Below are 24,589 nucleotides of genomic sequence, written 5' to 3'. Positions count from 1 at the left end.
GTACCTGCCGTGTAAGGGTGGCAAAAACATGTACCTGGCCACGGTCATCGACGTCTACTCTCGCAAACTTGTCGGTCATGCACTCGCCGATCACATGCGGGTATCGCTGGTTATCGAAGCTTTGTCTCATGCCAGAAAGGTCCGCGGAAGCCTTAAAGGGGTAATTTTCCATTCTGATCATGGCAGTGTGTACACCTCACAGGCATTTAGGGACCACTGCGCCCAGCTTGGTGTGCGCCAATCCATGGGAGCAGTGGGAACGAGTGCCGATAATGCCCTAGCAGAATCCTTTAACGCCACCTTAAAGCGTGAAGTACTGCGTGATAGGAAACTCTTTGAAAGTCCAATCAGCTGCCGCCAGGAAGTCTTTCGATGGTGCATGCGCTACAACACGCGCAGACGGCACTCCTGGTGCGACCTTCTAGCCCCCGATACCTTCGAAGCACTCACATCAGCTACACTGACCCAAGCAGCATAGCTAACCCCCGACGTGTCTACTTTCCGGGGGCCAGGCCCATCCCCATCGGCACCGACAACCGCCTACGCCGAGACAAAGTCGACAACGACGGAAAAGTAACCCTCCGCTGGGCCGGCATGATGCGCAAACTCTACGTCGGAAGAAAACACCGCACCAAAGAAATCATGCTCATCTGCATCAACAACGACATCACCGCCGTTAACCCCCACACAGGCGAAATCTGGGGCCGATACCACCTAGACAAAACCAAAAAATACCACCGCAACCAACTCGGCGAAATCTAGAAAACGAACCCCCAAAACGAAGAAAGTCTCGAAACATCGAAATAGGAACGATGTCTCGAGACTTCACATTGTGCGGCCTGAGGGGATCGAACCCCCGACCTATTGGGTGTAAACCAATTGCTCTTCCAGCTGAGCTAAAGCCGCATGCGCTCTTGCGCTGTAAGAAACAGTAGCGCAGGTTGCTAAAGCAACACAAATCGGCAGGTAGTGCCCTACTTCTTGGTGTAGCCGCGCTGCACCAAGCAAGAGCCCTGCCACTCGCCTAGGCGCTCCGCCTTGGTCTGCACTAGGCCTGCCAGCTGAGCGGACTCAGAGATGAGCCCAGGCTCTACGGTTCCCGGCTTGCCGGCACCCGGGGTAAGCAGCCAGACTGCGCCGTTATCGGCCAGCGGGCGGCTCGCGTCCACCAGTCCATCCACAAGGTCGCCATCTTCTTCGCGCCACCAAAGAAGAACTACATCGCACAGCTCGTCATTCTCTTCTTCCAAGAAGTCATCGCCGAGCACGGCCTCGATCGATTCAGAGATCGCGGTATCGCAATCCTCGTCCCAACCAAGCTCCAGGGCGATTTGCCCTTCCTTGATTCCGAGCTTGACTGCAGCGTCAGCCACTATGCATTTCCTTCCTAATTTAGTGAATGTCTGGTCCGCGTATTGCCCACATCCTGCGGGTAAATCGCGGCTTAATAGAAGTATTTTAACGCCCACGGGCCCCCTTTACCCGCCTAAGGGTCACAATTCCCCCATTTTGCAGGCCCTTCCGCCAGCGCAGCTGGCTCCACAGAGTTAGCAAACTACCCTCTTTTACCCCACCGAAATTTACAAAGATACTGGTTATGGCGATGTAACGTACCGCACGTCCCTTTAAGTCGGACTTCACAACGACTGTGGATCTGTGAGCGCGTATCCTAGTAAGCAAACTGTGCAGACCCTTAAATAGGAGGTTTAAATGGCCGAGAAGGACGCCCACCAGGGCGACTCCAACTTCCCCCTCATCCGCGACGGCGTTGCATCGTATCTTCACGATAATGATCCAGAAGAGACCCGCGAGTGGATGGACTCCCTCGATGGTCTGCTGGACCACTCCGATCCGGAGCGCGCACGCTACTTGATGCTGCGCCTGCTCGAGCGCGCTACCGCGAAGCGCGTTGAGGTGCCATCGCTGACGTCTACGGACTTCGTCAACACCATCCCCACCACCATGGAGCCGGAGTTCCCAGGTGATGAGGAACTGGAAAAGCGCTACCGCCGCTGGATTCGCTGGAACGCAGCCATCATGGTGCACCGCGCACAGCGTCCGGGCATTGGCGTGGGCGGACACATCTCCACCTACGCAGGCGCTGCCCCGCTGTATGAGGTCGGCCTGAACCACTTCTTCAAGGGCAAGGATGATCCTTCCGGCGGCGACCAGGTCTTCTTCCAGGGCCACGCTTCCCCAGGCATGTACGCGCGCGCATACATGGAAGGCCGCCTGACTGAAAAGGATCTGGACAGCTTCCGCCAGGAGGTCTCCCGCGGTGAGGGCGAAGGCCTGCCGTCCTACCCGCACCCGCGCCTGATGCCATGGTTCTGGGAATTCCCCACCGTGTCCATGGGCTTGGGCCCGATTAACGCTATCTACCAGGCACGCTTTAATAAGTATCTGGAGACCCGCGGTATCAAGGACACCTCCAAGCAGCACGTATGGGCTTTCTTGGGCGATGGCGAAATGGACGAGCCAGAATCCCGCGGCCTGCTGCAGATTGCATCCCTCTACGAGCTGGATAACCTCACCTTCGTGGTCAACTGCAACCTGCAGCGCCTTGACGGCCCGGTTCGCGGCAATACCCAGATCATCCAGGAGCTGGAGTCCTTCTTCCGCGGCGCCGGCTGGGAGGTCATCAAGGTTATTTGGGGCCGCGGCTGGGATAAGCTGCTGGAAAAGGACACCGAGGGCGCTCTGGTCAACGTCATGAATACCACCTCCGATGGTGACTACCAGACCTTCAAGGCGAACGATGGAGCCTATGTGCGCGAGCACTTCTTCGGCCGCGATGAGCGCACTGCCAAGCTGGTAGAGGACATGTCCGATGATGAGATTTGGGCACTGCGCCGCGGCGGCCACGATTACCGCAAGGTCTACGCCGCCTACGCCCGCGCGCTGGAGAACAAGGGCACCGGCAAGCCAACCGTCATCTTGGCACACACCATTAAGGGCTACGGTCTGGGCCACAACTTCGAGGGCCGCAACGCTACCCACCAGATGAAGAAGCTGACCCTGGATGATCTGAAGCGCTTCCGCGATAAGCAGGAGATTCCATTCTCCGATGCGGAGCTGGAAAAGGATCCGTACCTGCCGCCGTACTACCACCCGGGCAAGGACTCCCCGGAAATCAAGTACATGCTGGAGCGTCGTAAAGAGCTCGGTGGCTTCCTGCCGGAGCGCCGTGAGGGCTTCACCCCGCTTGAGGCGCCGGCACTGGATAAACTGCGCTCCGTGCGCAAGGGTTCTGGCAAGCAGGAAGTAGCTACCACCATGGCCTTGGTGCGCACCTTTAAGGAGATCATGCGCAACAAGGAGCTGGGCAAGCGCGTTGTGCCAATCATTCCGGACGAGGCCCGCACCTTTGGTATGGACTCCTGGTTCCCCACCATGAAGATCTGGAACCCACGCGGACAGAACTATGTGCCGGTTGACCACGACTTGATGCTTTCTTACCGCGAGGCTACCGACGGCCAGATCATGCACGAGGGCATTTCTGAGGCCGGTGCCGCCGCCTCCTTCACCGCGGCAGCTACGTCCTACGCCACCCAGGGCGAAGCCATGATTCCGCTGTACATCTTCTACTCGATGTTCGGCTTCCAGCGCACCGGCGATGCCTTCTGGGCAGCTGGTGACCAGATGGGCCGCGGCTTCATTATCGGCGCTACTGCCGGCCGCACCACCTTGACCGGCGAGGGCCTGCAGCACATGGACGGCCACTCCCCTGTCCTGGCCGCTACCAACCCGGCTGTAGTTTCCTATGACCCGGCCTTCGGCTACGAGGTTGCCCACTTGGTCACCCGCGGCATTGAGCGCATGTACGGCGAGGACAACGAGGCCATCATGTACTACCTCACCGTCTACAACGAGCCGGTGCACCAGCCGGCCGAGCCGGAGGATCTGGACGTGGAGGGCCTGCACAAGGGCATCTACCACTTCAACACCGCTGAGGGCGGCTCTATTGCTGCCAATATCTTGGCTTCCGGCGTGGGCGTGCACGAGGCGCTGCGCGCGCAGCAGCTGCTTGCCGACGACTTCGATGTCAAGGCCTCCATCTTCTCCGTCACCTCCTGGAACGAGCTGGCCCGCGACGGTGCCCGCCGCAATAAGGAGGCCCTGCGCAAGGGTGAGGAGCCGACCGAGGCATTTGCTACCTCCCAGCTCAAGGGCTACGAGGGTCCGTTCGTTGGCGTCTCTGACTTCACCACCGAGCTGCAGGAGCAGATCCGCCCATACGTCCCAGGTACCTACATCACCTTGGGGGCGGATGGCTTCGGCTTCTCTGATACTCGCGAAGGCGCACGCCGCTACTTCAACATCGATGCCGAGTCGATCGTCGTCGCCGTACTCGACGGCCTAGCTCGCGAGGGCAAGATTGAGCGCTCCGTTGTGGAGAAGGCAGCCAAGGATCTCAAGCTGGATGATCCGACCGCTACCACCCACATCGAGGACTAACCCTGTATTGGTGCGGGCTAGACCCGCACCACTGCGTTGCAAGTAAGGCGCCGCCGGCTTCCCGCCGCGGCGCCTTTTGCGTGCCCTAAGAAAGGCTCTGGGGCTGGCCAGCTTAAATCGCGTCGAGGACGCGGCCGAGGGCCGTGGAGATAGCCTCAGGATCTTCGAGAATCACCATGTGTCCTGAGCCTTCCACTGTCTGCAGGCTCGCGGCGGGCCAATTCTCACACAGGACTTCGGATTGCGACCGCGGGGTGACAATATCGGCGGTGCCCACCACTACCTCGCCGTGGAGCTTCGCTAGCCTTTCGGCGGCGCCGTATTCGGAATGTTCCAGAAGATCGTCGAAGAAACCGGAATAGGAGGCCAAGGGGGTATCGAGAAGCATGGCAACGTGGAACTGCAACTTCTCCATCTGGGGAAAGCCGGCCAAGGTCACGGCAAAAAGCGGGGCGATAAAGCGAGCAACTTCAAAGCGGGCGCTATCGACGCGGCCGGGCAAGCGCAGGCACAGGCGGTAGAGCGCGTGCAGGGACTTGGACTGCAAAATCTGGGCCACGCCCTTGGCCGCAAAGCGGCGCATAGAGGTAGAAATCAGCAACGCGCCCTTGATACGCCCATAAACCTCGGTCGGCGCACGGCGGATAAGATTCAAGGCAACCATGCCTCCCAGGGAATGGCCCACGATGACCAAGTCGCCGCGGGGAGCGCGCTCGCGGATGACGGCTAGGACGTCGTCGGCAGCCGCGTCAACGGTGCACTCTTCCGGGTCGACCGTGGAGGACTGCCCATGCCCACGCAGGTCCACCAAGAGTGCGCGCACATTGCGGCCACGCAGGTAATTGGCCTGGTCATAATAGGCTTCTGAGGACAGGCAATAGCCGTGGATGAAGACCACCGTCACCGGGGCGTCCTCCTGGCCAACTTCATACCAGGCAATGTCTAGGCCATCGTGGTCCACGGTGCCGGACGCGCTGATGTGGGTAAGCCCCGGCTCGGTAGAGGGATCATGCAATCCGCCATAGAGCTTTTCTAGCTCGGCGCGGTGCGAGGGGCGCAGGCGCTTGAGCCAACTACGCGCCACAACGGAAGAACGTTTTCTCAATGCCATAACGCAATCAATACTAGACTGGTGGGCATGGCAAACGACCTCAGTGCCCAATTGCAGGCAAAATTCAATGCGAGTGCGCCGGACAAGGAGCCGGAGCGAGATACTCTCGACCAGCTCATCGCACTCATCCACAAGGTCACCGGGACCGAGGAAGATCTGAGCCGGGATACGCGGCTGAAGGATATTGGCGTCGAATCGCTAGATCTAGTGGAGCTGACCGTGCGCGCGGAAGAAGCCTTCCAGGTGCGCTTTTCTGAGGAAACGATGCTCAACTGCGAAACCATCGGCGATATCGCCGAATATGTGGAGGATAACCAATGATTTCTTATCTATCCGATATGGACGGCGTGCTCATCAAAGAAGGTGAGATGATCCCTGGCGCCGATAAATTTATCCAGGCACTTAAAGACAATGACATCGAGTACATGGTGCTGACCAATAACTCCATGTCTACCCCGCGGGACCTATCTGCACGCCTGCGCAATACTGGTCTAGACATTCCCGCTGAGCGCATCTGGACCTCCGCTACCGCTACCGCGAACTTTCTTTCCAGCCAGGTAAGCTCCAGCAAGGCCTACGTTGTGGGCGAATCCGGCCTGACCACCGCCATGCACGAGGCAGGTTGGATCCTCACCAACGATGACCCAGATTTCGTGGTGCTTGGTGAAACCCGCACTTATTCCTTTGAAGCCATCACCAACGCCATCAATCTCATTCGCAATGGCGCACGTTTTATCGCCACCAACCCGGATGTCACCGGCCCGGCTCCTGAGGGTGTACTGCCGGCCACCGGCGCCGTGGCCGCGCTGATTACCGCCGCCACCAACCGCGAGCCTTATTACGTGGGCAAGCCCAATCCAGTCATGATGCGCTCGGCGCTCAATCATATTGGTGCTCATTCGGAGCACACGGTCATGATTGGTGACCGCATGGATACCGACGTGAAGGCGGGCCTTGAGGCCGGTATGCGCACGGTATTGGTGCGCTCCGGTATCTCCGATGACCGAGAAATTTCCCGCTACCCGTACCGCCCTTCTGCCGTGCTGAAATCCGTGGCCGAACTGCCCGATAAGATCCTCGATCCGTTCGCAGAGGATAACTAAGCCGCGCTGCATGCTCACCGCAGCTCAAAGGGGCTGACCCAGCTTAGGCTGGCCAGCCCCTTTGAGCGCTTATTGTGGCAGGCGCACGGCAGCAGTAAAACCGTGGCGCTGCGCGAGATAGCGCACGACGCAGTCAAGCGCGTCCAGCTCCTCGCGGGTGCCAGTAAGCACCTGGTGGCAGCCGATACCGCTGCCTGCGTTGGCGCAGGCGCTGCCGCCTTGGGCAAGCGCCGCGACGGAAAGCCCATCCCGGAACCAACGAGTGCACCACTGAGCGGTCAGTGGGTCATCGCCCGGAATGATAAATTCCGACTCGGTACGGATGCACCGATCCATGGCGTGTTCAATCTCCGAGCGCAGCGTGCGCGGCATCCCGGAAATCTTGAGCACACCGGTGACCACGGTGGCGCCACCGTTGACGGAGGGCCACGTGGAGGTGGAGGCCGGCTGTTCAACCGGCGCAGGGTTAACGCACGTATTCATAGCCGATTCTCCCTCGACATAGATCACCACCGCACGAGGCCTGCCGGCCCGGCGCGATGCAAGACGAGCTTCGTCTTCCCCAACGAACTGTCTGATGCGTCTGCTCCTAATTTTCCTGCGTCACACCCCTCCCTACAACCCTCAACTTTCACTTCAACCCCCATTCGCTAAACCTCAACCCTAGGTACAGACTGGGGCTAAAGTTGCAGGTGAAACCAGTGTTACAAATGTGAAATTTGGAGTTTGTTGAGAAAATTCCCGCTCTCCTTGACGGCAGATGACAGAAGCCCTGCTCACGCACCGGAAAGCCCAACTAGGCCCTCACGCAACAGCCGCCCATGCGCTCATGCCAGTTTCCCACGCAAGATGGCCCCCTTTCGCACGAAATTCCCCGGCTTCTCACCGCCCCACGGGGGGAGCCTTCCACCGCGCCACTTCTCCCAGTAGAAGGCGCTCGCTCCGTCACAGCTGGCAGATTACAAAGAATTCCAGATGGCGGTGTTTGTATCGTGCCAGAGCGGCTTGCACCACTCACCAAAGTCGCGGTTTGTGAGCGCAACCATGGCATAGTCGCCGGCGACCCAGAGGTAGGTGCCGGACATGCCGAAGTGACCGACGGCGTCGGCAGGCAAGGAGCCCATCCAGTGTTCCTTATCGCCGCGGATTTCAAAGCCCAGGCCCCAGGTGCAGTCTTTGAAGCTGCCGTAGCCCGGAACAATGCCGCGCAATCCATTGAAGTGAACGCGGCGCATGTCGGCCACGGTGGAGGGGTGCAGGAGTTGTGGGTCCTGAACTTCCGCGGCAAAGGCCGCGAGGTCCTCCACTGTGGAAACCAGGCCATGGCCGGCCGAGCCTTCGAGCCGGGTGGACTTCATGCCCAGCGGGGTCAATATGCCTTCGCGCAGGTACTCGGCAAAGTCCATGCCCGTAGCTTCGGCCACGGTATCCGCGGCCCACTCATAACCGGCCGAGGAATAGATGCGGCGCTCGCCCACTGGCTTCTGCGGCTCCCGGGAGTCAAAGGAAATGCCAGAGGCGTGGGCAAGCAGGTGCTCGAGAGTGGAGCCCTCCGGACCGGCCGGCTGCTCCAATTCCACCGCGCCTTCTTCCACGGCCAGCATCACACCGTAGGCCGCAACCAGCTTGGTCACCGATGCCACCGGTAACTCACGGGCGGTATCCCCCACCGTTTCTTGCACCTCGCCGCGGTGCAGCAAGGCTCCGGCCACGGTATCCGCGGGCCACTGGCTAATTTGGCTAAATTCACTCATATCCTCCAGCCTACTGAGCCGCATTCGGAAGGACTGGACCGCTTTGGGCGCGCCTTTTCGAACCGGTCACTCCTTTGGCCTACTGGGCCTGCGTACGCCTTGGGTTCACGAATCCCACATACCTTAGGTCTACTGGGTCCCGCACACCTTAGGTCCAAGGTGATCGGGCCGATCTGAGCGAATGTACCCCTCAATTCAGCCCTAAAGACCTCAATTCAGCCCGATCAGACTGGCCCTAAGCCACAGAAGCCGGCGAAAGCCCCCTCGAAACCACCCAACCGCCAAACTCGTCAGGCCCACAGGCGGCCGCCCAAGTAAACCACCGGTTAAAACAACAAGAACATTTTATGGAATCGGGCAGGAAACGGTTGCACACCCATTAGACATGAGAAAACTTTCAACCATGTCTAATGATTCTAAGAACACGGGCAGCGCAGTTAATCGCCGCCGCTTCCTGCAGACCACCGGCACCGCCGGCGCCGCTATCGCTTTGTCCACTGCCGCCGCGAATACCGCCAACGCCCAAAGCAGCCTGTCCCCGCGCGTGAAGCAGCACATGGTGGAGCCCAAGCTGGGCGAGCGACCCTTCCTCCACGGAGTTGCCTCGGGTGACCCGATCCCGGATTCGGTCATCCTGTGGACCCGCGTGACCCCGGAGGACGATGCCATGCCGGGATCCGGCCTGGGCGAGGCCACCCGGGTGGAGTGGGAAATTGCCAAGGATGAGGGCTTTGGGGACGTCGTCAAGCGGGGCGAAGTGACCACCGATGTCAGCCAGGACCACACCGTGCACGTGGACCCGCACGGCTTGGAGCCGGAGACCGTGTACTTCTTCCGCTTTAAGGCGCAGGATAAGTACTCGCCCATTGGTCGCACCAAGACCGCCCCGGCGCTGAGCGCCTCCCCGGAGGAGCTGACCTTTGGCGTGGCTAGCTGCGCCAATTGGGAGTCCGGATTCTTCAATGCCTATGGCGATATTGCCCAGCGCGGCCGCGCGGACCAGCTGGATTACATGATTTTCTTGGGCGACTATATCTACGAGTATCCGCAGCGTGAGTACGCCGGCTATGGCCCGGTGCGCCTGCACCACCCGGCGCACGAGATTATCTCGCTGGAGGATTACCGCATCCGCTTCGGCCGTTACCGCACCGATGAGAACCTGCAGGCCGCACACGGTGCGCTGCCGTGGGTGGTGGTGTGGGATGACCACGAGGTGGCCAACGATAACTGGCGCGAGGGCGCTGAAAACCATACCGAGGGCAAGGAGGGCACCTTCCTCGACCGCCGCAAGGCAGCAATGCAGGCCTACTTTGAGTGGATGCCGGTGCGCGCGACCAACCCGTCGGAGCAGGGCCACCTCTACCGCAGCCTGACCTTCGGTGACCTGGTGGAGCTGACCATGATGGACCTGCGTACCTACCGCGATGAGCAGGTGCGCTTTGGCCCGCGCAAGATGGCCGCCGAAGGCCGCACGATGCTCGGCTCCGAGCAGTACAACTGGCTGCTCAATAAGATTGAGACCTCTTCTGCCAAGTGGAATATGCTGGGCAATTCCGTCATGTTCTCCCCCATGAACCTGGCTAACCTGCAAAAGGATGACAGGACCGCGCCGGTTTCTTCCTCGCTGTCTTCTAATATCACCGGCATTCCGGTCAACGGCGACCAGTGGGATGGCTACTCAGCGGAGCGCCGCTTGCTTATCGACGCCCTCTCTAAGCACGACTCCCACACCCTCTTTGTCACCGGCGATATCCACTCCGAGTGGGCGCATAATATCAGCAAGGATGGCCGCATCTTTGGCGCCGAGATGGTCTGCGCCTCCGTGTCTGCGCCAAATGTGAACGAGCAGCTGAAACTTCCGGAAGGCAATGAGCTTTCCAAGCTGGCCCAGCGCTACTTGATGGGCGCCAACCCGCACACCCGCCACGTGGATCTGGACCACCACGGCTACAGCTATGTCACCGTGCGCCCGGATTCGGCGGAAATGCACTGGTTGCGCGTGGATAACCTGCTCACCGTCAAGTCCCCAGTACGCGAGGCCCTGACCATGACCTGGCGCCCGGGCGAGGGCTACACCACGTAGTTGTAAGTTCTGTCACATGACAGGAACTCGGTGTTAACGAACGAGTAGTACACCTTCGATAGTAATAGTGAAATACCCTCTCTCTGGGGAATTTCACTACCTATCACTCGCCCGCCTTTCGGGCCCCCTTTGGTGCCGCGGATTCTTCCCTAGTCCGCGGCATACTCATAGTCGATGTAGCCGCGCTCGCCGCCCAGGTAGAACGTATCCTGGTCCGGCTCGTTGAGCTCGAGGCCCTCGCGCCAGCGGCGCACCAGGTCCGGGTTCGCGATGAGCTGGCGGCCCACCACTGCGGCGTCCACGTAATCCAGCTCGATTTCGCGCTGGGCATCTTCTTTAGAAGTCACCGTGGGGAAGCCATCATTCATCAGCACCTTGGTCACGCCATTTGCGCGGGCCTTTTGCGCCAGTGTGGCGATAAGCTCGCTTTCCGGCTCGCTGTGTAGCAGGGACACATAAGCCAGGTTCAGCGGCGCCAGGGCATCGAGCAGACCACCGTAGGTGGCCAGCATATCTTCCTGATCGTCTTCAATAACACCCTGCACATTGTGCGCCGGGGAGAATCGCACGCCCACGCGGTCGGCGCCGATTTCCTCCGCCACGGCGCGGATGACCATTTCCGGCAGGCGCCAGCGATTTTCCGGGCTGCCGCCGAATTCATCCTCGCGCTTATTGGACGAAGCCGCCATAAACTCATGCAGCAGGTAGCCATTCGCGTTGTGGATTTCCACGCCGTCGACGCCGGCGTCAATAGCCCGGCGTGCGCCCTGGCGGAATTCGTCCACGATGCGCGGCAGCTCTTCCTTCTTCAGCTCGCGCGGAACCGGCGCATCCATTTTGCCGGAAAAACCGCGCACGGTTCCGCCCCAATCGAAGGCGCTCGGCGCCTCCGGGTTCGCACCGTCAATCAGGTCCGGGTGACTAGTGCGGCCACCGTGCATGATCTGCATGAACAGGGTGCCGCCTTCCTCGTGCACGCGGTCTGCGACGGCGCGCCAGCCTTCTGCCTGCTCCTCGGTGGCAATGCCTGCCTGCCCTGGGAACGCACGGTTGGTCCATGCCGGGAAGGTTCCCTCCGTGACCACCAGCCCGGCCGTGGCACGCTGCGAGTAGTACTTCTGGTGCAGCTCGGTAGGGACACCACTTTCACCTGCGCGCTGGCGGGTCAGCGCCGCCATGGTCACGCGATTGTCTAACGTGTATCGGCCGAGTTCCAGTGGTTCGAAAAGTGAAGTCATGCTCAGTGCAACGCGCGGCCGAAGCGCACTATTTCATCTTTGCCACACAAAATCATTCCTGCACGTCAATGGCGATGACATGAGCGTTTATGCCGGCTTTGCCAACCACAATAGGGAGCAGTGGTCGAGATAGAGGGCACGGCCTATTAACGCGGCTCAACCAGAATCTCTGTGCCCGTACTACCGGCGGTTCCCGAAACTTGGGCGCCGTCGCCAGCATCGCCTCCCGCAGCGGGCGCAGTGCCGGCGCCGGTCCCGTTCCCGGAATCTGTCCCCGCGTTGTCTGCACCGGTGGCTGCGCTCTGGGCCGGGGAGCCATTACCAGTAGCGCCCGGTCCCTGCCTGTCGCCGGCAGGCGTATCAGTCGTGCCAGCATCATTAGTGCCCTGTGGGTTGGTGGCCGCAGAAGGAGCAGCGCCCTCCTCACTCGGCTCGCTCTGTGTGCCGGATTCGGTGATTTCAGGGGTGGGTTCGGTTGAGGGGGCTTCGGCAGGCTGCGAGGAGGAGGTTTCCTTGCCGCTATTGCGCCAATGCTCGGGCGAGAGCCAGCCAGCGTCGGCATCATCCGGGTTGCTCGAGGCCAGGGTCAAAGCACCGACAACAAGAAGCGCGAGGATAAGGCCCGTGGTAGATGCGCGGACTCGGCCACCAAAGGTGGCGATCTTTTGAAACTTGCTATTGGTCTCCACGCCACGCCAGATGCCCTGGGAGGACTCTGATTCTTGGTCATCCGCATCAGGCAGTGCGGGTTTTCCAGGGCCATCGCTATCCGGGCCATCCACCTCAGCGCCCTCGGTGTCGGCACTGCGCTCCACCTTCGTCTCTGGGTGGGAGCCCTCCCCTGCGGTGGAAGCATCCTTGACGGATTCCTGAGCCGCGGTAATTCCCTGCGATGACGTCAGCGGGCGCTGCAGTTCATCGAGATCGGCCACGTTGTAGTGGTCCCAGAATTCCGACAACAACGCGGAGCGGATGGCACGCTCCACCGCCCACTGGCGGGCCGGGTTAACGGTGACCAGCACGCGGTAGGTCACGTGCCAGGATTGGCCGGCGGCCTGCGGGGCAACCAACTGGGTGGCTGGCAGCACCTCCAACTCGCCGTTGACATCCACGGCGATGGACGGCTCTCGAATCGCCTGCTCGGAGATGGTGCGCACGCGGCGGGTAATTTCTGGCAGGGTCTCGCCCTCTTGCACCGGCACGTCAAAGTTGACCACGGCGCGCGACCATTCCTGGGAATAGTTGGTCACCGCGCCGGCCGAGCTATTGGGCACGGTGACGAGCTCGCCAGTGGGAGTGCGCACCTTGGTGGTACGCAAGGTCAGCATCACCACGGTGCCTTCCACATCGGTCACGCCATCAAAGCTGACGTAATCGCCCACACCAAATTGTTTTTCCGAAAGGATGAAAAAGCCAGAGAGAAAGTCCGCGATGATGGACTGGGCACCAAAGCCGACGGCGGCCGAAACTATCGTCGCCGGCACCGCCGCGCCTACCGCGGGTACACCGATATTGGTCAGGGCAGCCCAAATGATGAGGAAGTACGCGACCGCCTGCACGATGTAGACCAGCGCACCGGTAAGCGCTAGACGGGCCTTGGTGGCTTCTTCCTCTTCATCGAGGCGGCGCTCCATGATGCGGATTGCCAGCCTGCCGATGCGCGGTATCAAAATACCGATCAGCAGCAGCGCGATAAGCGGTAAGCCGTGGTCGACGAAGAGGCTCCACAGCTCGTAGGAGTAATACTTCAGATTCATGTCTCTAGAGTAGGGCGCGCGCCTGAAAACTGGGTGCCAGTTTGCTGCCAGCAACCGAGCAAACACTCCCCCTAGCACAGCCACTACTCCCCTATGCCCTGCACAAACTCGTGCATCGGCCGCCTTGTTTGTCTACTGTGTGGGGCATGAAGAAATCATTCCTTATTCCCTTCTTCGCCCTAGCTCTTTTTGCCACCGGTTGCAGCGGCAGCGACGAGACCGCCACCACCATTTCCACGGTCAAAGAAACCGTTACGGAAACGGCCTCCGAGACGAGCTCTACAGAATCCAGCACCGAGGAAACATCCACAGAAGAAGTGACCACGGAAGTAGCAACTACAGAGGCCGCGCAGCACGCCGAACCGCAAACCGAAAATCAGGAAGCCGTGCAACCGGCTACCGAAAACCAGCAACAGGAAAACACCGCGCAGTACCAATGCGCGGACGGCACCTGGGTGGAGTTTGCCGCGTTATGCAAGGAATCAAACGCTCAACCGCCAGTACAAGCGCCCAATGGGCCGAGTGCAGAGTGCCCGGCCTACCTGTGCGGCTATGGCAACGATGCCAATGGCAACCGGAATAAGAGCTCCGGAGAAATCCAGACCCAATATGGCTGCGAGCAAGGCTATATCACGGACCCGCAGCTTTGCGGTGCGGTTGGGCGCTAAGCCTATCTCCTAGTCGCGGGAGTCATAGCGCTTCATGAGGCGATCAATGAGTTCATCAGTAAGCTTGTCATCTTCCAAAATGGCATCAAGGAGGCGTTGAGATTCCTCGTGGGAGGCCTGTTCCTCCTCATTGTAGGAATCACCGGTGAGGTCCACGCCGAAGTCCGTGTCATCACTTTCTGCTACCACTGCGCTGAGCTGATCCACATCGGATTCGAAGGACTCCATAAACTCGCTAGCCTCCGCAGCGGCCTCCTTGCGGCGCTTGCCGGATCGCACTTCCTTTTCAATGCGGCGCTGCAGCGCGGCCTCCATCTGGCGGTGGCGCCAAGAACGTAGGCGGTGCGGCTCTAGGCGGCGGCCCACTGCACGGCTTTTATTTTCGGCTTTCTTGGCCAACACTTTAACCTGTGCGGCGGTGTCATTAATAGGTGCCCAGTCTTGGTAGGCGGGCACGCGCCAGCCGGCCCAGATGCCCAGCAGCGCCAAGAAGATAGAAACTAGCGGCCCGACGATCATGCCCACCGCCATCATGTCGAAGTGGTGGCCCACCAAGACGATGACAGCGCAAGCAACAGCCGGGATAACCGTCGGCTGGTTATCACCAAATACGCTCGGCTCGCGCCCCATCACGATGTCACGAATCATCGATCCGCCCGTGGCGGTAAACACGCCCATCATGATGCATGGAATAAGCGGCAGGCCGTAGGTAATGGCCTTCACCGCGCCGGTGGCGGCCCACAGGCCGGAGACGACGGCGTCGCCATGCGCCTGCAGATAATCCCAGGTCTTGCCCTTGAAGTAGACAAAGCGTGCAATGAGCGCACCGGCAAAGGCCAGGTAAAGGTACTCCGGCTGGCTCATTGCCGCAACGGTGCCGCGGTTAATGAGTACATCGCGCACCATACCGCCGCCCAGGGAAGAAAACATCGCAATGAAGAAAAAGCCGATGATATCGTAGCCGCGCTTGCGCGCCATAGTGCCACCGATAATTCCCATCAGCAGCACACCACTGATATCGGACCAGCGGTAGAGAGATTCAATGAGCGGATCTACTTCAACCATATGGTTATTAGACTTCACCGCCCGCGCTTGTGCAATCAGCACACCCATATGCGCAGATAAACACAAAAGGCGCCGGCACTGCTTGCCGACGCCTCCTTGCCCCCCCCTACACCGTGGGGCCAGCGGGGCTCGAACCCGCGACCAACGGATTATGAGTCCGTAGCTCTAACCGACTGAGCTATAGCCCCACGCGGATCACACACCACAAGGGTGAATATCCGCTTATAAAAGAGTAGCCAATGCGGCGCCAAAGACCAATTTGTCCAGCGCAGTGCAGCTCCGTCCGGTATAAGTAAATTATGCGCCACATCACAGTTCCTTTCCTTATCGCCGCTGCCCTGACCTTGTCCGCCTGCTCAGCCGACTCGGACCAGTCCCCCTCCATTAACTCCGACGAGAACTCCTCTAACAGCCAAGACTCCAATGCCAGCTCCAACGAAGACGCCAAGGATGTCATTGGCACGTGGGAACAAAAAATAGGCGAAGGTGACCACAAATCCACCTTTACCGCTAGCGTGACCGAAGAGGTCATCACCGTGGAGTGGGATTACGGCTCCGACAATGATGAACCACTGTGGATTGGAACCTTTGATGCTGCCAAGGCCGCCAAGGGCGAAACGGTAGCCTCCAAAAAAAGACGCCGGTGGCGTGGACGCTGTATCCGATGCCATGATGCCGGATACCCTAGATTTCAAGCTCGAAGACGATCAGCTCAAATTCACATTCAATACCGACAATGTCTCACTAGACGTCGCGTTAAAGAAATTTAGCGACGAGCCCAAAACCAAAAATGAGCTCCAAAACACCGATTCCACCCGATCCTTCAAAGACAACACTCTGGAGCTACCCACCGCTACGGTCAAGATCACCGGACACCACGTTATCGATCCGGGCTCCCCTGGAAACCGGATTGGCGATAAGCCCATCATCGTCTTTGACTACGAGATGACCAATAAGACGGACAAAGAGCTGCGCACTGCGGATTTCTCCTCGCTGTTCACCGCAATCCAGGATAACGACGAGAACTCCATCAATGAGCTCAAAACCGGTTTTAGCGAATACATCGATACTGACAACATGTTGGACAAGATCAAAAAGGGCGGCACGGTCAAGAGTTCCGCCGCCTTCGAGCTTGATGACCTCACCACTCCAGTAGAACTGGTAGCCAGGGAAAAATACGGCGAGGAAGAAGTGGGCTCGCAGACCTACAAACTGGAGGAGTCTACCCCGATGGATCCCGCGCCAAAGGACGAAGACTCGAGCCCGGAGTTACCCAAGAAAAAAGAGAAAGACACTCATTCCATCTAGCTCCAGTTCCGAGGTGGAAATGGTTGCCCAGCCTTAATCCCACTCAACTCGAGGCGGTTCGAAACTAGGTCTATGCAAACGTTACCCCTGCTTTTACCTCCGGTTTCTCCACAGCATAGAATCATCAGTGACATTGACCCCGATGTTACTACTTCTGTGATGGGAGATACATATGGCGACACTAGATTCCCTTTTGGTGCCCGGCGCGGTGGAACTGCACGGCACTGCCAAGGACTGGCGAGTAGCTATCCGGCTTGCAGGATCGTTGCTCGAAGACGCAGACACGATCACCGCAGACTACACGGAAGCAATGGTGCACTCCGTGGAGGAGACGGGCCCCTATATCGTGGTTGCGCCGGGATTCGCCTTTGCACACGCACGGCCCTCGGAGGCGGTGAAAGAGACATCGCTGTCGTGGGTACGCCTAGATGAGCCGGTGAAATTCGGCCACGATTCCAACGATCCCGTCGACTTGGTCGTAGCGTTTGCCGCGCGCAATGACTCCGAGCACTTGCACGCGATGAAACAACTGGCAAAACTGCTTGCTACCAAGCGTGACGAGCTCGATCGGGTGGAATCCGAAGAGGAACTCCGGGCGGTGCTCACTGCAACCACGCAAAGCAAGAAGCAGCCGGCGGCCAAGCCCCAACAAGCATCCGAGCCTCAAGAGGCAAAGCATACGGCCGCAGATTCTGTCGCGTCCAAGGGAAAGATCCTCACCGTATGCGGCAATGGCCTGGGCACTTCGCTCTTCCTTAAGAACACGCTCGAGCAGGTCCTGGACGAATGGGGCTGGGGACCGTACCTGAATGTAGAAGCCACGGACACCATCTCCGCCAAGGGGCGTGCGAGCGAGGCAGATTTTCTGCTCACCTCCGGCGAAATTGCCGCAACGCTTGGCGATGTCGGCGTTCCCGTCCATGTCATTAAAGACTTCACCTCTATGTCTGAAATCGATGGGGCTCTGCGCGAGCTCTATGACATCTAAGGAGCATCCTCATGGATTTTCTTCTTGCTATAGCAAATTTCCTGGTTAATGAGATTCTCTCCGTACCGGCATTCCTCATTGGTATCATCACCGCGGTCGGATTGGCCGCGATGGGACGCGGCACCGGTAAAACCATCGGCGGCGCTATCAAGGCCACACTTGGCTTCTTGCTCATCGGTGCCGGCGCCGGCCTTGTCACCGATTCGCTCGAGCCGCTCGGCGCCATGATTACGGGCGCTACTGGCGCGCAAGGCGTGGTGCCAACCAATGAGGCAATCGTAGGCATTGCACAAGACCAGTTCGGCAGCCAGGTCGCCTGGATCATGATCCTCGGCTTTGTGGTCTCGCTGCTCCTCGCCCGCTTCACGCCCATGAGTTACGTGTTCCTCACCGGTCACCACGTCCTTTTTATGGCCACACTTCTCACGATGGTGCTCGCACCTGCCGGGTACTCGTCCTGGGTCGTCATCGCCTTTGGCGCGGCTCTGCTCGGCATCCTCATGGTCTCGCTCCCGGCTATCGCCCACCCATTTACCCGCCGCATTACCGGCGATGACTCCGTCGCCATCGGGCATTTCGGCACGGCCGGGTACTTGGCCGCCGGTGGTGTGGGCAAGCTAGTAGGCGGCAAGGGCAAGAAGATGTCCCCCTCGACCGAGGACCTAAAGCTCCCGGAAGGCCTGCGCTTCCTGCGCGATTCCATGGTGGCAACCGCGCTATCCATGGCACTGATGTACGTGGTCCTCGCCGTGCTCTTCATCGCTCGCGCCGGCACTGAAGAAGCCTTTACGGCTTTCCCGGATGGTGCTAACAATGTGGGCAATTTCTTGATGCAGTCCGTCACCCAAGGCCTCCAGTTCGGCGTAGCCGTGGCCGTCATCCTTTTTGGTGTCCGCACTATCCTGGGCGAGCTCGTACCCGCATTCCAAGGCATCGCCGCCAAGGTCGTGCCCGGCGCGATCCCCGCACTGGATGCGCCTATCGTCTTCCCTTATGCTCAGAACGCAGTTCTCATTGGGTTCATTTCCTCCTTCCTCGGCGGACTTGTCGGCCTTGCCGTCCTTTCCACCTGGCTCAATCCAGCCTTTGGCATTGCGCTGATTCTGCCTGGTTTGGTGCCGCACTTCTTCACCGGCGGCGCATCAGGCGTTTACGGCAATGCCACCGGTGGGCGGCGCGGTGCCGCATTAGGCGCCTTTGTTAATGGCCTCATTATTACCTTCCTGCCGGCATTCCTTCTCGGTGTCCTTGGTTCCTTCGGCTCCGCGAATACCACTTTTGGTGACGCTGACTTTGGCTGGCTCGGCCTGCTGCTGGGCTGGTCCATCCACGCCGATGGTGCCTTGGGCCTCGTCTTCATTGCCCTTATCGCGCTGGCCATTTTGGCCCTGGGCTGGGTGTGTCAACGCAAGCTTGTCGACGCCCACTGGGACCCCACTCCCCACCGCCCCTCCCCCACCAGCAACGCCGATGCCACCGCAAGCAGCGGTGCACCCGGCGCGGCTACTTCTTCTGGAACAGCCAAGAAGTACCCGAAGGTGCTACCGCCAGAAGGTGCGCCAGTTCCACCCGCCTGCATGGATCACTAGCCGCGCGCCTCGCTCCGAAGGGCGCTACAGTATCCCTATGCAGCGCCCTTCCTTATTCCCCGTAGCGTCCATCCTTCTCGCCGCTGGCCTCACCGTGAGCGCCTGCGGCACCGGCTCCGATTCCGATAACAACTCCGCGCCGGAAAACGAGCCGGCCTTCTCCACCGCACAGGACAATAGCTCTGCCGCGGGCGAAGCCGAAGAAGAATCCAGCCCGGAGAAGGACACGAAGCAACGCCGCACCGAGACGGTCACTAAACAGGCCGAACCGGATCAGCCCGCTCCGCCAGCCGGCGGCAACCACAACATCACCGTAGGCCAGATTGGCGGCTACTGCGGCACATCTTCATCGGGCGATTCCATCGACGCCGGCGATGCCACCTCCTGCGAATTCGCCGCCGCGGTCTTTGACGCCGCGATGCAGGCTAGCTACACCATGCGTTCGAAAGATCCCACAGTAACGGCGGTATACCACGCAGATATCACTGCCAGCAGCCCAGTGACCAAACAGTCCTATAACCTGGATTGCCGCATGGGCAGCGACCAGCGGGTGCTCACCTGCGAAAAGCCCGGCGATAAAACGGTGCGCGCCTCTTTTGAAACCGCGGACCGAAGCGTGTGGACCAAGCGCGTGGCCACTACCAATTAACCGCTACTCCAGGAACTAACCAGACCGAACTAGATCAACCGTTCAGCAAACCATTCTGCAATGAAGCCTTCCTTCTTATCGCGCGCAGCGGCCACGGTTTCAACGAGCTCCACAATCTCTTCATCGGCGATTGGCCCCAGCCCAAAGCCTTCGATTTCTAAATAGGTGGAGGCACATACCCAGGCGATTCGCTTATTGCCGTCGACGAATGCATGCGCTTTTGCCAGATAGTGCAACAACGCTGCAGCCCTATCCAGTGCAGATGGGTGCAAGTACTCGCCGCCGAAGGTCTGTAAAGGGGTGGCCAATGCTGACTCAAGTTTCGAGCGGTCGAGGAGGTTGCCATCCCGACCGATGAGTTGATGGTTCAGTCGAACTACGTCTTCCACCGGAAGGCAATACTCATTCATCGGGTTGCAAGGATCTCAAGAGCGCCCTTCCAGCGTTCTACTGAAGCTTGCAAGCGCTGCTGTAGGTCGGCACCGGAAAGATTCTGCACAGAAAGCATAGGCCGCGTCGGCCCTTCAGCACCACGAGCTTCCTGCAAGGCATAGTATTTTTTCATTTCCAGCTGCGAAATCGGCTCGTTAGCATTCGCCTCGGGGCCCATCTGACCACGAGCGACGATCCATGGACGTTCCGAGTGCGTAAGTTCAATCAATTCATCGGATGTCTTATCACCATAAAAGGCAATCACGGCATCGATGATCTTTTCGGCTTCGTCCCCTATAGCCTCTACATCAGCTCCCGGTAACACCGTAGAGGTTTTCTCGGAGCGTTGATATTTATTCTCGCGATAGAGGTCGGGTTCAACCGGACCGTCTTTCCACGCCTGAAACTCATTCGAGACAAGAGGTCGCCCGTACCAGCCCAGGCTCCATGCTTGGCAGTAATACGTAAGCTTCTCCAGCTTCCACGCATCGACCCACCCCAGTTTGTTGTAGATAACCTGCGCGACGTCTACTGCTGTAGCCATGACCCCTCCTCTCATAGTACGAAACAATTTTTACGTGTATAAAGCCAAAATTCTTAAGCCAGTATAGCCTTCCTCATCTGCTATATGAAGGCCACGGCAGCTCCACGTCCACAGGCACGCCGGCGAGGGTGTCCAGCGATTTCTTGAACTCGGCAAGGTCGAGGCCTACCTCCTTATAGCCTCGGCCATGGCTTCGGGGATGCATTCGGCACGGGTGCGAAGGGAGGCACCATCGGCAGTCAGGGCAGCGAGGGTGCAGCGCCCATCATCGGGGTCGCACCAGCGCTCCACATAGCTCTGCTTTTCCAGGCGCTTGAGCAGCGGCATGAGCGTGCCACTATCCAGGCCCAGCAGGGAGTCGATGAATTTTCAGCGGCACCGGCTCATCCGCCTCCCATAGCACCAGCATGACCAGGTACTGCGGATAGGTCAGGCCTAGATCCACCAACAACGGGCGGTAAGAGCGCACCGCTACCCAGCCCCTTACCCACGCCGCCCATGAGGTCTGTCCCTACTCCAACGCCACCCGCGGCAATATCGAGGTCACCGTGACCGTCGTCGAAGACTAGCGTTCTTGCGTACAATCGGCGGACGTACAAAGACCCGATAGAAAAGGAGTCATTATGGACGCCGTTTACACCACCGAAGCACTCTCCACCGGAGCGGGCCGCGACGGCCGCTCTGTGGTTAAGGATTCCGATCTGGACTTCACCATGACCGCCCCGAAGGAGATGGGCGGCAGCGGTGAGGGCGCCAACCCGGAGCAGCTCTTCGCTGCCGGTTACGCCGCTTGCTACCACTCCGCACTGAAGGCAGTGGCCAAGGACAAGGGCGTTGACGTGGAGAATTCCTCCGTCGGCGCCCGCGTTAACCTGGGCAAGAACGACGAGGGCTTCTACCTCGGCGTTGACCTCGAGGTCACCATCCCAGGCGTTGAGGATGACAAGGCACAAGAGCTTGCCGACGCCGCCCACCAGATGTGCCCTTACTCCAAGGCCACCCGCAGCAACATCGAAGTCAACGTTGGTGTTGCACAGGACTAATTTCTATTCCTCTCCCCAGCCTACGCCGCGCCACTAGGCGCGCAGCGTGGGTATTTTTATGCTTTGTACGGCCTCTTTTGTCGACGCCCGAAGACCCCTCGGCACCGCAGCAAGGCCAAAACCTTATTTTTTTTAAAATCGTCGATTTTATCAATTAGCCCGCCAGCTGGAGCGCCTAATTTATAAATTCGTCGATTTTTAACAATTAGGGTTCCTCTCGGGCTTCCCTTAACCGCACTAATTGATCGATTTGGACCTCGCTAAAATAGTCCCAGACGAGCTCGAGCGAGCTGAACTCCTTACTCGCCTCCCTACGCTCCGATTGGGGTCGACCATCAGATTGAAGTAATTTTCCAGTTGCCTCTGCACACACAGGGACGAGTTTGCTGATTATCCTTCAAGAGCCCTAGATAACTCCACATTCTCGTAATACGCAGAATGTGATTTAACGGCATCGCTCACGTCGTGATTGACCGCAAACGAGGCGTCCAGGCCCTCGAAGCCTATCGCCTTCCTGCCGCCCATCGCTGCAGAATACAGTCGACCAAGAACCACGTCATTGTGGAAGTGATAGTTGTGAACTACACCAGATAGGGCTTCACCAACAGAATCCCGCGTCGCATCTTGACCAATGGCCGCACCTTGAAGATACACGGCTTCAACGCGTACCTCATTCTCAGTTCCGGCAGCGCCTGCTAGCGCAGTAGCGAGGTTGAGCATGACGCGGCCACCCAAGCTATGCCCCCCTACGAGCACCACGGATTCCAGGTTGGAGCGCTGAATAATTGCGGCGAGCGCCAAGGCAGTCTTATTCGCACGGTTAACTGCAACCGTCCACGGGTTCTTGACCAAATCCAGGGCGCCTAGTGCGAAACCAGCAGGCCCCGCTTTCTTCGCCAGCTTCTTGCTAGCATGCTTTACCATTCCCTTGAGAACAGCCCCACCAGCGAGGCCAGCACCTGGAGCTAGGAAACCAGCAAGCTCCAGCATTTCCTTGCTGCCCCAATTCACCAGGTAAATCGGAGAATCGGGGGACGCAGCTTCAACCGATTTAACTTCGGTATGCCAATCCAGCTTCTTCTCAGTGGTAAAGCCACGGGCGATGAGAACGGGCGTGCCACCCCCCCCTGCGGACGCACTGCATATCAAAGGAGTCATCCTCACCGACATAAGAGTTAAGCGCCTTTACTCCGTATGCGGAGCCGAGCAGTCCACCGGCAGCAGTAACGACCAGGCTTCCGCCAGCCACCCCAATCCGCCTGAGGCTAGGGAGCCGAAGCCAAGAGCTGCTAGGCCAGCATTGTGGGCAGCAGCGCCAGATAAGCCAAGAATCGTGGTCCCATAAGCGCTGCCTACCATCGGTGCGGCAACCCACCCACCGGCAACTCCGAGAACTAGAGCGCCGGCACCAACAGCAGCAAGCTTGGCCGCGCGACCAACATTGGCTGCCTTGAATTCACGGAGCTCACGCCACTGGGTGAGGTCATCAATGCGGTGATTAAGGCACTCAAAGTCCGGAACCTGATGAAGGTGTTCTGCACACACGGCCGGCAAAGCCACCAAGCCCAGGCCAGCAGCGGCGAAGTTATCACACTGGGGCACGGTGCAATGGGACGTCGCCGAACCACAGTTCTCGCACACGTACAGCGATTTGGACTTCGATTTCCTGTGGGTGGATTTGGTCAAGCAACGAGAGCACCAGCCTTCTTCGGTGTCGCCACTCAGCGTGCCCATGAGCTCGGTCAAAGTCGTGGCCAACTTTGCCGGAGCAATAGCTTGCCCCCTAAGCTCTTGTACCTCTCCCCGTGGCGCTTGACTGCGCGCTTTACCGCCTTAGCAGCGAAGTCTCTTTGATCTTCTGGGCTAATAAACTCGTTGTTGAAATTGAAATCTGGGCCCGCTTAAAACCGAGTTCTACGACCGTAAGCGCTGGCCAACCCGCGATGCCGAACGCAAGGCCGTTGCTTACTGGATTGAAGTAGTCTACAACCGACGACGCCGGCACTCCGCACTCGGGATGGTCAGCCCCGTCGACTTCGAGAACCGCATTGGTCTAACCACCAGCAGAAAAGAAATAGCTGCCTAACCACTAGGTAGCTCCACTACGTGTACACGAATTGCGGTCAGCCCCCAAGCACGATTCAAACTTTCCAGGTTCTGACCTAGGCTCGTCCGATCGTTTTTCTTTTCCCTCTAAAGAAAAAGGACACCCTGCACAGGCGGGCATCCTCTCAACTTTAGGCTCCTCTATTCGCAGGCGACGCCGTCACCGTCTCGATCCAAATTCGAGCTATAGCCTGGTTGACCGGCGTACAACGGCGCCGCACCTGCAGCGCGAGCGGCTGCACAATTAGGGTAATAGCTGGCTGCTCCACCATCACCACCAGCCGATTCACCACCACCATCATTGATTGACTGCTGTTGAATCACTGGCGCAGGAGCAACGAATCCATGCACACCACCATCCGCATCCGAATCGGCATCCCCGTTCACATCTACTACTTCTTCTGCCGCTTCGGCAGGACTTACCTGCGGATCCAGCGTTGGCTCCTCAAACTCAACTGGGGCAGTAGATTCCGGTGCTTGATTTAGCGTCGAGCTTTGGACGGTTTCGGAAGCAGTAGTGGTTACCGTTGCGGTTTCTCGCACTGTAGTAGTTTCAGTGCTCTTCGTTTCGTCGGCGTCGGAGCATTGACTGAGAAGAGAAGAGACGACAAAAAGAGCAGCGATGCTGCCTACAATTTTCTTACCGGAGGCCATAAGTTTCCCCAAGAGATGAGATTGTATTTAATTGACGCT

At 58.9% G+C, this 24,589-nt stretch carries 26 protein-coding genes, 2 tRNA genes and 1 pseudogene; 13 read left to right on the top strand and 16 right to left on the bottom strand.

Features of this window, described 5'->3' with window-relative positions; translation table 11 throughout:
* On the top strand, positions 1-478 hold a 478-nt coding region (locus tag QP971_RS04370; protein WP_284821736.1), incomplete at its 5' end, for a DDE-type integrase/transposase/recombinase.
* A 23-nt stretch (positions 479-501) separates the two neighbouring features.
* Positions 502-762, top strand: a pseudogene (locus tag QP971_RS11375) (IS481 family transposase); the annotation flags it as partial.
* A gap of 71 nt (positions 763-833) precedes the next feature.
* Here QP971_RS11375 and QP971_RS04360 read toward each other — a convergent pair.
* Positions 834-906 (bottom strand) — tRNA-Val (locus tag QP971_RS04360).
* A gap of 68 nt (positions 907-974) precedes the next feature.
* Complete coding sequence (locus QP971_RS04355) at positions 975-1,373, bottom strand: DUF3052 domain-containing protein (RefSeq protein ID WP_005324380.1); 399 nt, start codon at positions 1,371-1,373, stop codon at positions 975-977.
* A 337-nt stretch (positions 1,374-1,710) separates the two neighbouring features.
* Here QP971_RS04355 and aceE point away from each other — a divergent pair, with 337 nt between their 5' ends.
* On the top strand, positions 1,711-4,458 hold the full coding sequence (gene aceE, locus QP971_RS04350) for a pyruvate dehydrogenase (acetyl-transferring), homodimeric type (protein WP_284788865.1): 2,748 nt from the start codon (positions 1,711-1,713) through the stop codon (positions 4,456-4,458).
* A gap of 112 nt (positions 4,459-4,570) precedes the next feature.
* Here aceE and QP971_RS04345 read toward each other — a convergent pair whose 3' ends face one another.
* A complete protein-coding gene (locus QP971_RS04345; RefSeq protein ID WP_284810955.1) occupies positions 4,571-5,569 on the bottom strand; it encodes an alpha/beta fold hydrolase in 999 nt (332 codons plus the stop codon).
* Between the two features lie 27 nt (positions 5,570-5,596).
* Between QP971_RS04345 and QP971_RS04340 the strand changes: the two genes are divergently transcribed.
* Both QP971_RS04340 and QP971_RS04335 read left to right on the top strand, forming a co-directional pair.
* Positions 5,597-5,890, top strand: coding sequence for an acyl carrier protein (locus tag QP971_RS04340; RefSeq protein ID WP_284788867.1), 294 nt, complete (start codon positions 5,597-5,599; stop codon positions 5,888-5,890).
* Positions 5,887-6,672, top strand: coding sequence for an HAD-IIA family hydrolase (locus tag QP971_RS04335; protein WP_049377740.1), 786 nt, complete (start codon positions 5,887-5,889; stop codon positions 6,670-6,672). The genes QP971_RS04340 and QP971_RS04335 overlap by 4 nt, the downstream gene beginning before the upstream one ends.
* Positions 6,673-6,741: 69 nt before the next feature.
* Here QP971_RS04335 and QP971_RS04330 read toward each other — a convergent pair whose 3' ends face one another.
* Positions 6,742-7,155 carry a hypothetical protein gene (locus tag QP971_RS04330; RefSeq protein WP_239274625.1) on the bottom strand — a complete coding sequence of 138 codons (414 nt, stop codon included), beginning with the start codon at positions 7,153-7,155 and terminating at the stop codon, positions 6,742-6,744.
* 476 nt (positions 7,156-7,631) lie between these two features.
* The gene (locus QP971_RS04325) at positions 7,632-8,426 is read right to left on the bottom strand and encodes a serine hydrolase domain-containing protein (RefSeq protein WP_269953195.1); all 795 of its coding nucleotides are present in this window, start codon (positions 8,424-8,426) and stop codon (positions 7,632-7,634) included.
* 403 nt (positions 8,427-8,829) lie between these two features.
* Here QP971_RS04325 and QP971_RS04320 point away from each other — a divergent pair, with 403 nt between their 5' ends.
* Positions 8,830-10,509: an alkaline phosphatase D family protein gene (locus QP971_RS04320; RefSeq protein WP_284810954.1), complete on the top strand. Its 1,680-nt coding sequence runs from the start codon at positions 8,830-8,832 to the stop codon at positions 10,507-10,509.
* A gap of 149 nt (positions 10,510-10,658) precedes the next feature.
* Here the strand turns inward: QP971_RS04320 and QP971_RS04315 are convergent, their stop codons facing one another.
* Both QP971_RS04315 and QP971_RS04310 read right to left on the bottom strand, forming a co-directional pair.
* Positions 10,659-11,747 (bottom strand): alkene reductase, encoded by a 1,089-nt coding sequence (locus QP971_RS04315; RefSeq protein WP_284810953.1) that lies wholly within the window; start codon positions 11,745-11,747, stop codon positions 10,659-10,661.
* A 146-nt stretch (positions 11,748-11,893) separates the two neighbouring features.
* Positions 11,894-13,504 carry a mechanosensitive ion channel family protein gene (locus QP971_RS04310; protein ID WP_284810952.1) on the bottom strand — a complete coding sequence of 537 codons (1,611 nt, stop codon included), beginning with the start codon at positions 13,502-13,504 and terminating at the stop codon, positions 11,894-11,896.
* Positions 13,505-13,650: 146 nt separating this feature from the next.
* Here QP971_RS04310 and QP971_RS04305 point away from each other — a divergent pair, with 146 nt between their 5' ends.
* Positions 13,651-14,172 (top strand): hypothetical protein, encoded by a 522-nt coding sequence (locus tag QP971_RS04305; RefSeq protein WP_284768435.1) that lies wholly within the window; start codon positions 13,651-13,653, stop codon positions 14,170-14,172.
* Between the two features lie 9 nt (positions 14,173-14,181).
* Here the strand turns inward: QP971_RS04305 and QP971_RS04300 are convergent, their stop codons facing one another.
* Together QP971_RS04300 and QP971_RS04295 are read right to left on the bottom strand one after the other, a co-directional pair.
* Positions 14,182-15,237, bottom strand: coding sequence for a trimeric intracellular cation channel family protein (locus QP971_RS04300; protein WP_284768434.1), 1,056 nt, complete (start codon positions 15,235-15,237; stop codon positions 14,182-14,184).
* Between the two features lie 114 nt (positions 15,238-15,351).
* Positions 15,352-15,425 (bottom strand) — tRNA-Ile (locus tag QP971_RS04295).
* Between the two features lie 460 nt (positions 15,426-15,885).
* Between QP971_RS04295 and QP971_RS04290 the strand changes: the two genes are divergently transcribed.
* From QP971_RS04290 to QP971_RS04275, 4 genes are all read left to right on the top strand, one after another.
* Positions 15,886-16,545, top strand: coding sequence for a DUF5067 domain-containing protein (locus tag QP971_RS04290; RefSeq protein WP_284810951.1), 660 nt, complete (start codon positions 15,886-15,888; stop codon positions 16,543-16,545).
* A gap of 172 nt (positions 16,546-16,717) precedes the next feature.
* The gene (locus tag QP971_RS04285; RefSeq protein WP_284768432.1) at positions 16,718-17,533 is read left to right on the top strand and encodes a PTS sugar transporter subunit IIAB; all 816 of its coding nucleotides are present in this window, start codon (positions 16,718-16,720) and stop codon (positions 17,531-17,533) included.
* An 11-nt stretch (positions 17,534-17,544) separates the two neighbouring features.
* A complete protein-coding gene (gene ulaA, locus QP971_RS04280; RefSeq protein WP_284810950.1) occupies positions 17,545-19,122 on the top strand; it encodes a PTS ascorbate transporter subunit IIC in 1,578 nt (525 codons plus the stop codon).
* 37 nt (positions 19,123-19,159) lie between these two features.
* On the top strand, positions 19,160-19,771 hold the full coding sequence (locus tag QP971_RS04275; protein WP_284810949.1) for a hypothetical protein: 612 nt from the start codon (positions 19,160-19,162) through the stop codon (positions 19,769-19,771).
* Positions 19,772-19,800: 29 nt separating this feature from the next.
* On the opposite strand, the gene QP971_RS04270 is transcribed toward QP971_RS04275, so the two are convergent.
* From QP971_RS04270 to QP971_RS04255, 4 genes are all read right to left on the bottom strand, one after another.
* Complete coding sequence (locus QP971_RS04270; protein ID WP_284768426.1) at positions 19,801-20,160, bottom strand: type II toxin-antitoxin system death-on-curing family toxin; 360 nt, start codon at positions 20,158-20,160, stop codon at positions 19,801-19,803.
* 17 nt (positions 20,161-20,177) lie between these two features.
* Complete coding sequence (locus QP971_RS04265; protein WP_284768424.1) at positions 20,178-20,747, bottom strand: Panacea domain-containing protein; 570 nt, start codon at positions 20,745-20,747, stop codon at positions 20,178-20,180.
* Between the two features lie 165 nt (positions 20,748-20,912).
* Positions 20,913-21,074: a winged helix DNA-binding protein gene (locus tag QP971_RS04260; protein WP_284768422.1), complete on the bottom strand. Its 162-nt coding sequence runs from the start codon at positions 21,072-21,074 to the stop codon at positions 20,913-20,915.
* 10 nt (positions 21,075-21,084) lie between these two features.
* Complete coding sequence (locus tag QP971_RS04255) at positions 21,085-21,216, bottom strand: winged helix DNA-binding protein (protein ID WP_284768420.1); 132 nt, start codon at positions 21,214-21,216, stop codon at positions 21,085-21,087.
* A 154-nt stretch (positions 21,217-21,370) separates the two neighbouring features.
* Between QP971_RS04255 and QP971_RS04245 the strand changes: the two genes are divergently transcribed.
* A complete protein-coding gene (locus tag QP971_RS04245; protein WP_284768419.1) occupies positions 21,371-21,790 on the top strand; it encodes an organic hydroperoxide resistance protein in 420 nt (139 codons plus the stop codon).
* Between the two features lie 390 nt (positions 21,791-22,180).
* Here QP971_RS04245 and QP971_RS04240 read toward each other — a convergent pair whose 3' ends face one another.
* On the bottom strand, positions 22,181-22,714 hold the full coding sequence (locus QP971_RS04240) for a DUF726 domain-containing protein (protein WP_284810948.1): 534 nt from the start codon (positions 22,712-22,714) through the stop codon (positions 22,181-22,183).
* A 261-nt stretch (positions 22,715-22,975) separates the two neighbouring features.
* Positions 22,976-23,536, bottom strand: coding sequence for a hypothetical protein (locus QP971_RS04235; protein WP_284839641.1), 561 nt, complete (start codon positions 23,534-23,536; stop codon positions 22,976-22,978).
* A 145-nt stretch (positions 23,537-23,681) separates the two neighbouring features.
* Between QP971_RS04235 and QP971_RS04230 the strand changes: the two genes are divergently transcribed.
* Positions 23,682-23,876 (top strand): integrase core domain-containing protein, encoded by a 195-nt coding sequence (locus tag QP971_RS04230; protein WP_420361664.1) that lies wholly within the window; start codon positions 23,682-23,684, stop codon positions 23,874-23,876.
* Between the two features lie 161 nt (positions 23,877-24,037).
* Here the strand turns inward: QP971_RS04230 and QP971_RS04225 are convergent, their stop codons facing one another.
* Complete coding sequence (locus QP971_RS04225; RefSeq protein WP_284768415.1) at positions 24,038-24,562, bottom strand: excalibur calcium-binding domain-containing protein; 525 nt, start codon at positions 24,560-24,562, stop codon at positions 24,038-24,040.
* Positions 24,563-24,589 lie beyond the last annotated feature (27 nt).

This window comes from Corynebacterium marquesiae (genome assembly GCF_030229635.1).
Taxonomy (GTDB): Bacteria; Actinomycetota; Actinomycetes; order Mycobacteriales; family Mycobacteriaceae; genus Corynebacterium; species Corynebacterium marquesiae.
Note: the sequence above shows the minus strand (reverse complement) of the source record. Positions and strands in the feature narration are given on the sequence as shown.